Raw genomic sequence first — 13,712 nt, forward strand, 5'->3', positions numbered from 1 at the left:
AAGCAAGCAGGTAGGCAGATTACAAATATCTTTTTGACTTAAAAGCAGACTGAAAGGGTTAAATTGAGAGTATGGAAAATATCGTTAAAAAGAAATCAATTAATATAAAAATAATAATTTTATTAGCAGTGCTAATTGTAGCTATAGTTTTTGTCATAATCAAGTGCTTTGCACCAACGAGTAACAGATCAGTAAATATATCGAATTATATAAACGTTACATATTCAGGCTTGCAAAGTAGAGGTAAGGCAATTTGCGAAGTTGAAAAAGACAAGCTATACATACAACTAGCTGGCGAAGAGAAAAATACCGTAGTATTGGCCAAGATAAAAGCGGTTATAGATTCTATTACTGTTGAAACAAATGGAAGTGATCTATCAAATGGTGATAGCGTTGGGATAACGGTTTCCTACGACAAAGCATCTGCAAAAAAAGTTGATTGTGATTTTAGTAAATTAAAATATAGCATAAAAGTGAGTGGTCTTGGAGATGGAAAAACAATCGACATTTTTGAAAATGTCGAGGTTATTGTTGCGGGGATAAGCCCAGAAGCCTATGCTAACGTATCTAATAAATGGACAGAAGATGATTTGAAAAATATATCATTTACAATACAAAATCCATCAAATATTTCTAAGGGTGATGTAGTTATTGTAAAGTGTAATGCTACCGAAGAGGAGATGACACAACGCGGTTATATCCTTCAAAGCTACTCAAAAGAATATAAGGTTGACAAAGTAAATAGCTATTTATCTGATGTTTCACAGATAGATATGTCGCTTCTTCAAATTATTAAAACAGAATCTGCTGATACAATCAAATCGGAGACAGATAGCTTAAAGTTTAGAATGTTTTACAAGGCAACAAATGATTCTACGTATCTGTTTCAATATAATAATGAATGGGTAAATAATACAGAACTAGTGAAGGCTGTTTATTTAACCAAAAAAGTCAATACAGACGTAATTACAAATAATTATATATATATTTTATTCAAAGCAAACATTTCTAATGGATCAACGACATCAGACATATATTTTGCGTTTGAGTATCCAGATGGAATTATAACGAATGATGATAAATTTACAATTGCTCATAATAATCAAAGCACTAGATATATATGTGGTTTAAATTACGACGATATATTAGGCCGGGTTATTACCAGCAAGGCAAACTCATATACAATCACGGAAATCAGTGGACTAAAATAAAGTTAATATTTTCCAAATAAAACTTTAATTGTAGATAACAAAATGCTATACTTATATTATGTGTGAATAATTTAAGGAGGCATTATGGACTATAAGAAAAAGGTCAGAATTGGGGATATTTTATTGCAGAGGGGCATTATTGATCAAAACCAACTTAACAGAGCACTTTCAGAGCAGAAGTCCAAGGGAGTAATGCTAGGAGAGATGTTGGTTGAGTTGGACTATATTTCCCAAGAAAATCTAAATAATGTGCTTTGTGAACATTTGAATATTGAATTTATAGATATAAGAACCGTAGAAATAGAAGATAAGTTTATTCATTTGTTAGATGAAAAAACAATGAGAAAATATACAATTGTACCACTCGGTTATGAAAGAAATAATATGAGTGTAATTAAAGTCGCCATGGCTGATCCGATGAATATTATTGCAATGGATGATATTAATATGATTACAGGAAAACAAGTTTTGCCAATGCTTGCGAATGCAGTGCAAATCAAAGCGCTTCTTGATAAGATATTTGGAAAACAGCAGGCACAAAATATTGCAGAACTCTATAAGAAGGAACTAGGAATTCAAGAAGTAGAAAGTGAAGAAGAAAAGGCCCGAAAAGAAGATGTAGAAAGCGCACCGATTGTTCAATTGGTTAACAATGTAATTGAACAAGCTGTAAGGCAGAGAGCCAGCGATATACATATTGAGCCATTTGAAAGATTTGTTCGTGTCCGTTACCGCGTGGATGGTAGTTTGTTTGAGTCTATCACCTATGATCGTTCACTTCTTGGTGCAATGATTGCCAGACTCAAGATTATGTCTGGGATGGATATATCTGAGAGAAGAAAGCCTCAAGATGGACGAATTACATTAATGGTGGATAATAAAGAATATGATATTCGTGTATCTAATCTTCCCACAGTGTACGGAGAAAAAGTTGTTATGCGTCTTGCTTCAAAAGAAGGCTTCAAAAAGGAAAAGAAGGACCTTGGACTCTCAGAAAAGGATCTCAAAAAATTTGATACTATTTTGAAAAATCCACATGGAATCATTCTTGTTACAGGACCAACGGGTAGTGGTAAATCTACAACGTTGTACACAGCGCTTAGCTCACTCAATAGTGAAGATGTTAATATTATTACGGTTGAAGATCCAGTGGAAGCTAATATTGATGGAATCAATCAGGTACAAGTTAATAATAAAGCTGATATGACATTTGCAAATGCGTTGCGATCAATTCTTCGACAAGATCCTGATATTATTATGATTGGTGAAATTAGAGATACTGAAACCGCGCAGATCGCAGTTAGGGCATCAATTACTGGACATTTGGTAGTTAGTACACTTCATACGAACTCTACAGCAAGCTCTATTTCAAGACTTCAAGATATGGGAATTGAACCTTATTTGATATCAGATTCACTTGTAGGTGTTATTGCTCAGCGTTTGGTAAGAAGGTTATGTATATGCAAAACTCCCCAAATAGCAACCGAGGAAGAAAAATATGAACTTGGACTTGACCCTGAAGAAGAATTTACATTATATGTACCTTGTGGCTGTAAGTTATGTAATAACACAGGTTATCTAGGACGTATTGGTATATATGAGATTATGACCATAACACCCAAAATTAAGAATTTAATTACAAATAGCGCGAGTGCAGAAGAGATTAGAGATATGGCAGTTGAGGAAGGCATGAATACTTTGAAAGCGGCAGCAGCTGATTATGTACGCAATGGAGTCACAACAGTATCTGAGATGGTAAAAGTTACATATGAAGTTGAAAATTAGTATTAAAATTGTAATTATATTTAATACAAATAATTGGAGGTAGTAGTAATGGTAACAGTTGAACAGTTACTTAAAATAGCAAAAGAGTTAGGTGCATCAGATGTCCATATGACAGTAGGATTACCACCAAGGGTCAGGGTACATGGTGAACTTGTTGATTTGGATTATCCTAAGCTCACTCCAACTGATGCTGAGAATATAATTCTTAGTATTATGAATGAGCGTCAGACTAGTATATTTAATGAAAAGGGTGAAGTGGATTTTGCTTTTTCCATAAATCAAGTAGGTCGATTCCGAGTGAATGTATTCAAGCAAAGAGGGTCTGTTGCATGTGCTATGCGTATTGTTGGTACAATTATACCAAAACCAGAGGAACTTGGCATACCACAGTCAGTGGTGGATTTATATACTAAAAAAAGAGGATTAGTGCTTGTTACAGGACCTACTGGAAGCGGTAAGTCAACAACATTGGCATCTTTAATTGATAAAATTAATAATACAAGAAATGTTCATGTAATAACACTTGAAGATCCAATCGAATATCTTCACCAACATAAACTCGCTATGGTTAATCAAAGAGAAATTGGACTTGATACACATTCCTATGCCGCAGCCCTAAGAGCAGCACTCAGAGAAGATCCAGATGTTATTCTTGTAGGAGAGATGAGAGATCTTGAAACCATTGCAACCGCTATAACTGCGGCTGAAACTGGACATCTTGTCTTGTCAACATTGCACACAATTGGCGCAGCAAGTACAATTGATAGAATAATTGATGTTTTTCCTCCGCATCAACAGCAGCAGATCAGAATTCAGCTAGCTATGGTTCTTGAATCAGTCGTGTCACAACAGTTATTGCCAACAGCAGATCACCAAGACCGCGTTGCTGCTTTTGAGGTAATGCACGCAAACATTGCTATCAAGAATTTGATTCGTGAAGGCAAGACCTTTCAAATAGGTTCCATTATTCAAACTAACAAAAAATCTGGACTACAGACAATGGATGACTCTATTTATGATCTATATATGCGTGGACTGATTGATAGAGAGAATGCAGTAGGCTTTGCACAAGATTGTGCATCGATGGAAAGAAAGCTATTATAGTAAAGAAATTGACAATTAATGTCGAAATAGCGAAATAGTTTTTAAATTATGGCTATTTTATAAATTATTTTGTGAATTTTTTAAAAAACCATTTCCAAATTTTGTAAACGTGTTATAATAAAAAAATATTATTAATAAATCTATAAAATATAAAATGTTATTGGAAAGATATAAAAGATAAAATCTTATTAAGAAACTTATAAAAAACAAAATATTATGAAAGAACTTATAAAAGATAAAGGTTTTATAAAACGATAGAATATAATTATAAAATTTATACAAACTATATATTTGAAAACGGGAGAACGATATATGGAAACATTTTCATACACTGCGGTTGCGGCCACTGGTAAGGAAAAAAAAGGATCTATTGAAGCTGAAAATAGAGATGAAGCTGCTAGACAGCTCAAGACAGAGGGATACACTCCGATTGTCATAAAATCACAGAACTTTTTAGATAAGGACCTTAGCCTTTCGTTTGGGCTGGGAGTAAAGAAGGTTAAAACTAGAGACTTAAGTGTGTTTTGTAGACAATTCAGTAGTATTTTAAAAGCTGGAGTTAGCGTTATTAGTGCGCTAGAGATGTTAAGTGAACAGACCGAGAACAAGTCACTTAGACAAGCCTTGAAGAATGTTCAAAGTAATGTAGAGAAGGGTGAAAACCTTGCAGATGCGATGAGGTTGGAAGGGAATGTGTTTCCTCCACTTTTAATTAACATGATTTCGGCAGGTGAGTCCTCCGGTAGTTTGGAGATATCAATTGAACGAATGGCTATTCAATTTGAGAAAGACGCTAAGCTTAAGGGTATGGTAAAGAAAGCAATGATGTATCCAATGGTACTTTGTTTTGTAGCGATTGGTGTTGTTATTGTTATGATGGCATTTGTTATTCCAAGCTTCATGAAAATGTTTGAAGACATGGAAGAAAGCATGCCACCATTTACACAATTTGTTATTAACATGAGTAATTTTATTACTCAGAAGTGGTACCTACTAATTGCAATTGTTGTAGCAGTGGTAGTTGGTTATAATACATACGCTAAGACAGACAATGGATTACATACAATTGCAAGTATAAAACTTAAAATTCCAGTGTTTGGAACACTCGTTACAAAGACTGCTTGCGCAAGATTTTCAAGGACATTTGGAACACTTTTAGCAGCTGGTATGCCAATGATTGATGCACTTGATATTACGGCTAAGACTATGGATAATGTAAAGTTTAAAGAAGCTTTGATGAAAGTAAAGTCTGGAGTTGGACTCGGGCTTTCATTGTCAACGCAGCTTCGTGCATCGAATCTATTTCCATCAATGGTAATTCATATGACCAATATCGGTGAAGAAACTGGTAATTTGGAAGAGATGCTTAATAATGTAGCAAACTACTATGATGAAGAGGTTGAGATTACAACGCAACAGGTAACTGCACTTATGGAACCTATGATAATCTTGGTAATGGCAGCTATAGTTTGTGGATTGATTATGGCCATATACTCTCCAATGATTCAGCTATACAATACGTTAGGGTAGAATGTTTAATTATGTAGGAGGTTTGTATCATTTTCGCAATGAAAATAGGTGATACATTCAGTAAAATTCATATATAATTTCGCGTTTCACTTACCCGGTGAATAGAAGCGAAATTCATATAAATAAATAATACATAAAGGGAGAAATTAAATTATGGAAAAGAAACAGAACAAACAAAAGAGAATAGGAAACAAAGGTTTTTCTTTGGTAGAACTTATTGTTGTAATTGCTATTATGGCAGTATTAATAGGTATATTGGCTCCTACATTGATTGGTAATATTGAAAAATCAAGAGAATCAAAAGACTTTAATACACTTGACTCTGTATATTCAGCTGTAAAAACAGCATATGGTGATGAAGCTGGTAATTCAGCTGCTAATGTTGCTACATTGAAGGCTAGCCTTGCATCAGGAATGACTTTAACAGCCGTTAATGCAGATACATCTGCTTTTGGTAAGCAAGTTTTATCAAATGTAGGTGGATCAGTTCCAGCATTGTCTTCTGCAGCTAATAAAACATCTATAATATATGTTAAAATTGTTGATGATAAAATAACTATATCGGCAGGCACAGTTGCTGCTACGCCAGCAATTGCTGCTAAGACTACAGATGCGACAGGCGCACTTAGAGCCTTTATTATTGAATAACTAAAGGATAAAAAAATATGCAACCAGAGATATTTCTGTTTATTATTATATTCCTCTATGGAATAGTTTTAGGGAGTTTTCTAAATGTTTTAATATACAGGCTTCCATTAAAAGAGAATATAGCAACTAACAGATCTCATTGCATGAGGTGTGGCAAACAGATCCAGTGGTATGATTTAGTACCACTGGTGAGCTACATTATTCTAAGAGGTAAATGCAGAAACTGTGGAGATAAGATATCGGTGCAATATCCATTGATTGAGGCAATTAATGGAATCGGGTATGTACTAATATTTACAGTAAACGGATTTACTCTGCTTAGCATATTGAATTGTCTTTTATATTCAATCTTAATTGTGATTGCAGTGGTTGATTGGAGAACCTTTGAAATACCATTTTCTTTAAATGTTTCAATTGGAGTTTTGGCTATTTTTAAAATTATTATAGATTTTAGTAACCTATTAGATTCGCTAATAGGATTTTGTGTTATCAGTGGATTTTTATTAATCCTGTTTTTTATAACTAGGGGAAGAGGCATCGGCGGTGGTGACATTAAGTTAATGGCAGCTGCTGGCTTGTATTTAGGATGGAAGAATATTATTCTTGCATTTGTTATTGGTTGCATATTAGGGGCGGTAATACACTTGATACTTATGAAAGTATATAACAAAAATCATATGTTAGCTTTCGGACCATATCTGTCTGCCGGTATATTAATAACAATACTATATGGAGATAAGATAATTGACTGGTATCTGAAGTATTTAAGTATATAGGATTGCTTTCTAAGATTTTGGAGGAAAAATAATGGATATTAAGACAAGGGCAAAAATATTAAGTATAACAATTAATAATGAGTATATTAAGTTATGCGAAATGACTAAAAATGGAAAATTAATATTAGTACATAAAGCAGTTACAATTCCAACACCGGAGAGATCCTATAGTGATGGAATGATAAAAGACAGAGGTTCATTGGCCAAAATAATCAAAGTGGCTTTAGATGATAACAGAATTACGACTAATAAAGTTGTGTTTTCTTTGGCTTCAACTAAAATCGCAATAAAAGAAGTCATTATTCCAAACGTTAAGAATAACAAAATAGCTGATATAATAAATACGAATGCGACAGAGTATTTCCCTGTTAATATAGAAGAATATATCATTCAATATTCAGTTTTGGAACGTCTCATAAATGATGAAAATAAGATAAAAGTTCAGGTTATAGCAGCTCCAGCGGAGATGATTGGATCATATTACGATTTGGCTTCATCATTGGAATTTATAGTTGAGTCAATTGATTATGTTGGTAATAGTACTTATCAAGCACTGAAACGTCAGATTGACACTGTTCCAAGCATTGTAATTCAGGTTGAGAATGATTCAACAATCGTAAACATATTTGACAATAACGTATTGCAGTTACAAAGGACAGTTCCATATGGAAAATCGGTTTTGGTAAATGCGATAATGGATACATTTTCGATTAAATATGATCCGGCACTGAAAAAATTGCAAACAGAGGAACTTTTACATAGCTCGTTTGATGGTGATGCGGTAACCGAATCTTTGAAATATTTAGTTAGCAATGTGAATCGTATTATTGATTATTACATAACAAGAAACACGAATAAGCCAATCGAAAAAGCATATATAATTGGTAATGCTGCAACAATTACTGGATTTATTGGATTATTTGCACGTGAACTTAATTTGCCTTTTGTAAATATGGATAAATTAAAAGATATATCGTGTGATAAGAAAACTTATCTAGATGCGTCAACACTTCCAAATTATATTACTAATATTGGAGCATTTATTGCACCAGTTAATTTTGTGCCAAAGAATATAATCGAAAATACGAAGGCTGTAGATTATGGAAAGACACTTACTTATATTTTGACGGCTTCAATCATTATCTCCGTTGTTATAATCTTGGTACCATTTATCACAATGGTATCTGCAAAAACCAATAGAGATACAATACAAGACAATGTTGATAATATTAAAGATATTGAGGGCGTAGTTAGTGATTATTATGAGTCAAAAGATATTGCATTAGATGCGGATACTTTTAAGAAGTTAACTACAAATAATGATGATGCATTATCAGAATTTATCACATCATTAGAAACACAGATGCCATCTGATATTTCTATCAAAAGTATGAATATCACGAGTGGAGTGGTAGCGTTATCTGGAGGGGCAAGCAGCAAGAGTTCAGTTGCTTTGTTAATTCAAAAACTATCAGCTGTAAAGAATATAACATCTGTAAAAGTGGGAAGTGAAACTGAAACAAAAGATAATAACGGGGTAATTACAGTAACATTTTCTCTTACATGTGCATTTGACAATAGTACAACAAGTCAAAGTGCAACGACAGCTAAGTAGAAGGGGGAGCATTTAGTGAAAAATTTTGACTTTAATTTTAAAATATCTGAAAAAGATAAGAAGCTTCTTATGGTTTTACTTGCTTTTGGAATCCTTGCATGTGCATATTTTTTTGGAAACCAGAAACTCACAGCATTGACTGATAAGTATCAACAGGAAACTTCAATCCTTAAGGTAAAACAAAAAGATTTGGTTGACAAGAATAAAGATCGTGAGAAATACATAAAAGATACAGAAACATTCAAAAACACATCTAACGTTATATTTTCAAATTTTTCAAGTGGCACATCACAAGATGCTTCGCTTGATTTCTTGAATAAAATAGAGATGATTACAGGTACATGGATAAAAAGTACTACGTTGTCAGATACCTCTCAAATATACACATTTGGTAGTGTTAACTCCTCGAATCCTTCTTCATCAGGGGTTAAAGTATATTCAACAGATATGGCAGGTTTTAAGACAACATTAACGTTGACATACGAAGCAAAATATTCACAGTGGAAGAGTTTGATTAATTTCGTTAATAATTATTATAGTAAGAATTCTATCGAATCAATTGCAATGTCTTTTAATGAAGTTACAGGCCTTGTTTCTGGTACTATGACGCTATCAACATATGCAATTACTGGAAGTCAGAGACCATTTGTTGCACCAAAATTCGACTTACCAATTGGAACAGATAATATTTTCTATTCTAAATTTTTCAATTCAAGAAAAGCTGACATGATAGATGAAAATGGTGAGTATATTCTGAGTGATTACGATTATTTCATTATGCTAAGTGCCTCGACATCTGATGTTGACTCTTGTATTATTGGAAAGAAAAATGATTCTACAAAAGAATCCATTATTTCAAGTAATAGTAATGTGTCTGAGAACGTAGAGGTTAAGGTTGCAGGTTCAAGTGGTAATTATACAATTCAATATAAGATAGGAAAGATTACATATCCAGCAACGAATTATGAAAAGGGTGCAGCTTTAGTACCAGGAAATACACTTGATTTACTTATTATAAGTTCGTCAAGAATATCTGCTTCGGATAAGAGTAGTATTAATCTTAATCTTATCAATGAATCAGATCTTACGCTCAGCGTAAAGGTATGTAATGATGATCTTGAAAATCCAAGGCTTGTATATGCAGGAAAAACTGGAAGTATTAATATCTATAAATAGCTAGCATGAACGGGAGAATGTTATGGAGCTTTTTTTGAAATCGATAAAAAGAAAACATAATACTGATAACTCTACTACTAAGACTGATAACAAAGGATTTTCTTTGATAGAAGTCTTAGTGGCTATGGTTATATTAGCGATAATTACGCTGCCAATTCTAAGTTCATTTGCGTCAGCGGCGAAAGTGAATTCAAATGCAAGAAAGCAGGAAAATGCAAATACAGTTGCGCAAAAAATAATTGAGGAATTCAAATCACTTCCGATAACGCAGCTGACAGATGGTCATGTTACTACGGCTTTATCTACAGAGCCCTTTGAAATCAATAATAGTGCAACGGGCGTTGCCAACCTTACTATTAAACAACCAGAGACAGCGCCTCTAGTCCCAAAGGATCAGCTGATATATCAGTTTGACATGGCTAGCTTTGAAGCTGGCACACCTAAGACCTATGTTAGTGGTGGTGTCGCATATCCTTATTATGAAGGTGCAAATGGAGAACGATATTTTGTGAAAGTCACATTAGACCCATCCTCCTATGCAGATAAGAGTTCAGCGCCTGCAGATAATGTATCAAATAATATTAATACATATAACATGCCGGTACTTTCAGATGTGAATACAGATCGTAATTATGTGATTATGCAACAGGTCTATCAACATGATTCTAGTATGATAAATGCATTTAAGAAAAAAGGTGTCGATGTTACGATTGCTGAGATTAGAAGAGAAGTGACAGTCACATCTGAAGTCACTAAAGATTCTATGGTGCCCCTTAAAATAAACAAAGCGGGTGCAACGGCAAGTGTTCAAACGTACAAACAGAATTTAGTAGTAGAAGTAACATATTTTATCACGAAAGCAGGTGCGGATTTAAATAAATCGATCACCTATAAATATGATTATACAACATTTCCAGATAGTAATCGAATTGTTGAAAATGCTGCTGATATTAACGAGTTTAATAACTTGACGAATGCTAGTGCTTATAATGAATTTAGGAATGTATATTTGTTTTATAGAGCATTTGATATAAACAAAGCAGGAGCGTCCACGGCTGAAGATGTTATTAATGTTAAATATAAATATCCAATGGGTTACATAACAAAAGATAAACTAAACGTTTATTTAGTTGAACAGACGAATGTAAAAGATGTTAACCCAGTGAAGCTTGATAAGAGCAAGGTTAAGGTTGAAATCAATGATACTCCTGTTATTTTAAATAACAGTGGTACATTGGGACTTGGCTCTGGTGGAACTGTGGATATCTATTCTAACATTGATGGATGGGATAAATTTGTCACAACTGCAGCTAATCAAAAGAACAGTATTACACAGAACGTATCAGCAGGGGATGGCACAAAATATTTGTATAATATTAAGGTGGAGATATGGGTTGGAGAGAAAACAGGTGATCCATTTATGACTATGACGTCAACAAAGGAGAATTAGAGTATGGGGAATGGTATTTCTAAGAAATCTAACAATCAAGGTTCAACTTTAATTATGGTTTTAATAATCGTATCATTTATTGCTATTCTTGGTACGGTATGTACGGCCACAGCGATGGTTAATTTCAAGATGAAAGCAGTCGATAGAGATTCAAAAAAGGCCTTCTACACGGATGAACAAGCGGTTGACGAAATTTATAGTGGGCTCGGGAAGTTGAGTATGGAAAAGCTAAATGATGCCTATCAAAAAGAGATGGCTTCTATGGTTACTGCAAGTAAAGACTTGACAAGTCAAAATATTAAAACAAGTAATCAAGATGCAAATAAAAATTTGCGATTAAATTTCACTTCTAATATGTTAAATGAGTTGATTCAAGATTACACTAATATTTGGCAATCTAATATTGGTGTCAATCTGCCATTTGATTCTAACAAATTAATTATGAAACTGAATACTTTTTTGGAAGATCCTACAAAGGCTAAAGTAATAAAAGTAGGAAGCTTTTATACTACGCAAGCCGAAAGTTTAGTAGGTACAAAGCTTGCAGTGTATAAAATTGTATTTAAAGATTGTGTTGTAGAATATAAAAATGATAAGGGATTTTTCTCCGATGTTACATTTGATGGAGTAATTGCACTTAAAGATGTAGAAATCCAATTTACAGAAGATCAGAAGGATATGCTAACGAGTTTTGAAGATTATTCGTTGATTGGTAATACAGGTATTGACATTGCCGACGACACTACTCTTAATTTCAATGGAAATATGTATGCTGGTGGACCGGGACTTAACTTAGAAACAAGTTCAACCATGAATGCATCTAATTCAACAATTGTTTCGAGTCAAGATATTAAATTGACAGGGGCTAAATTAAAAACAGTAGGTAGTTCAAACATATGGTGCTCAAGTATTATAGCAATGAAGGGATCAAAGTCCACAATTAATATTGATAATATATGTAATACATATGTAGAAGATGATTTACAAATTGATGGTGACGGAAGTGAAGTGAATGTTTCTGGATCCTATTATGGATATAGCTATGAAGGAGATACTGCAACTGACAACGGTCATTCAAAAAGCAGCGCGATTATTGTAAATGGGAAGGGCGCTAGTATTAATCTTAGTAAGATTGCAACATTAGTCCTTGGAGGTCGTGCATATATTGATTTTCAATCAGGTACGGCTGCTCCATATATGACAGGAGAATCATTGGCACTAAAAGGGGATCAAGAAGCATATCTTGTACCTGGGTCATTAATCACAAATACAGTTACAAATAAGCCAGCGAGTAATCCTTATTCAAAGGAGTTAACAACTTCTATAAATATCACCGCAGATAATTTCTTTGGATATCAGTATTTGGATGCTAAGCAACCATTTACAAAAGTTACAGTTACCAATACCAATCAGGTGTATGTATATTTGAATTTCAGCTCAAAAGCGAATAGCGCAAGTTATTTTAAGGCTATTTTAAATGATACAGTATTTGATCAACTTTGTCAGAGTATCAAAAGTAATGCAACAGTATATCAAGCCTATCAAGATACTAGAAATTATATGAAGAGCATTCTTCAAATGAATTTAGGTCAATTATTACAGACTTCAATTTTTGATAAATCAACTACTGCTCAAATATATACAAATGGCTCTTTAATGAATTCGGATTTTGGGACGAATCCTGTTTTAGATAATCCAAAAGATTATACTTTGACAGATAATGCAAGTCCGACAAAAGATGCATTTGCACTCAATGCAATGGATTTATCCAATAGATATTCGTTAATTACAAAAACGTTATATTCACCTTCTATGTATAAGATAACAAATGGAGCGATTGAAAAAGATGCAAGTGGTAATCCAATAAGAGATCTTTTACATTCCTATGATGTCAATCATGATATTATAATTAACGGTAAGGATATTGATATTTCTGGAATGGGTTCGGATGTATATGCAAATATTATTAACAGTACTTATCTAAATGAGCATGATTATTATTCTAGTGACCATACCTATGGTAGTAATATTATGTATGTAGCAAAAGGAAATGTCACTGTTAGTAATACTGGTTTTTTTGCTGGATTTACTGGTGGTGTAATTGTAGCATCTGGCACAGTTAAAGTTGAAAAGGATTTTCAAGGACTTATTATAGCTGGTGGGAAGATATTTATTAATAATAATGTAAAGATCGATGGTGGTATCAGTGGTTCAACGGTAGATGCATTTTTAAAAAGCGACGCAGAGATGAAAAAGTATTTTAATGTATGGAATTCCGTTAAGACAAGTGCTGCGGATGGTAGTGGATCAATTTCTGGAGTGACATTCAAAGATATTATTAAGTTTGAAAATTGGAGTAAAACGGGTGTAGCCACTGTTGAGTAGCAAATGTTTACCGGCAAAAACTTGAGATGCGC

At 33.6% G+C, this 13,712-nt stretch carries 10 protein-coding genes; all 10 read left to right on the forward strand.

The window, feature by feature from the left end:
• Window positions 1-71: 71 nt before the first annotated feature.
• Window positions 72-1,211, forward strand: coding sequence for a hypothetical protein (locus tag BMY18_RS03795; protein ID WP_092450723.1), 1,140 nt, complete (start codon window positions 72-74; stop codon window positions 1,209-1,211).
• Between the two features lie 84 nt (window positions 1,212-1,295).
• The gene (locus tag BMY18_RS03800; protein ID WP_092450726.1) at window positions 1,296-2,996 is read left to right on the forward strand and encodes a GspE/PulE family protein; all 1,701 of its coding nucleotides are present in this window, start codon (window positions 1,296-1,298) and stop codon (window positions 2,994-2,996) included.
• Between the two features lie 48 nt (window positions 2,997-3,044).
• The gene (locus BMY18_RS03805; RefSeq protein ID WP_092450728.1) at window positions 3,045-4,100 is read left to right on the forward strand and encodes a type IV pilus twitching motility protein PilT; all 1,056 of its coding nucleotides are present in this window, start codon (window positions 3,045-3,047) and stop codon (window positions 4,098-4,100) included.
• Window positions 4,101-4,412: 312 nt separating this feature from the next.
• On the forward strand, window positions 4,413-5,630 hold the full coding sequence (locus tag BMY18_RS03810; protein WP_092450730.1) for a type II secretion system F family protein: 1,218 nt from the start codon (window positions 4,413-4,415) through the stop codon (window positions 5,628-5,630).
• A gap of 153 nt (window positions 5,631-5,783) precedes the next feature.
• Window positions 5,784-6,278, forward strand: coding sequence for a type II secretion system protein (locus tag BMY18_RS03815; protein ID WP_092450732.1), 495 nt, complete (start codon window positions 5,784-5,786; stop codon window positions 6,276-6,278).
• Window positions 6,279-6,295: 17 nt separating this feature from the next.
• Entirely contained in the window at window positions 6,296-7,054 is a 759-nt protein-coding gene (locus tag BMY18_RS03820) for a prepilin peptidase (RefSeq protein WP_092450734.1), read from the forward strand.
• Window positions 7,055-7,085: 31 nt separating this feature from the next.
• Window positions 7,086-8,669 carry a pilus assembly protein PilM gene (gene pilM / locus BMY18_RS03825; protein WP_092450736.1) on the forward strand — a complete coding sequence of 528 codons (1,584 nt, stop codon included), beginning with the start codon at window positions 7,086-7,088 and terminating at the stop codon, window positions 8,667-8,669.
• Window positions 8,670-8,684: 15 nt separating this feature from the next.
• Window positions 8,685-9,845, forward strand: a complete 1,161-nt coding sequence (locus BMY18_RS03830; protein WP_092450738.1) for a hypothetical protein — start codon at window positions 8,685-8,687, stop codon at window positions 9,843-9,845.
• Between the two features lie 22 nt (window positions 9,846-9,867).
• On the forward strand, window positions 9,868-11,295 hold the full coding sequence (locus BMY18_RS03835) for a prepilin-type N-terminal cleavage/methylation domain-containing protein (protein WP_092450740.1): 1,428 nt from the start codon (window positions 9,868-9,870) through the stop codon (window positions 11,293-11,295).
• Window positions 11,296-11,298: 3 nt separating this feature from the next.
• Window positions 11,299-13,680 (forward strand): hypothetical protein, encoded by a 2,382-nt coding sequence (locus BMY18_RS03840; protein ID WP_092450742.1) that lies wholly within the window; start codon window positions 11,299-11,301, stop codon window positions 13,678-13,680.
• The last annotated feature ends 32 nt before the right edge of the window (window positions 13,681-13,712 follow it).

This window comes from [Clostridium] fimetarium (assembly GCF_900111235.1).
Lineage (GTDB): Bacteria > Bacillota > Clostridia > Lachnospirales > Lachnospiraceae > Clostridium_N > Clostridium_N fimetarium.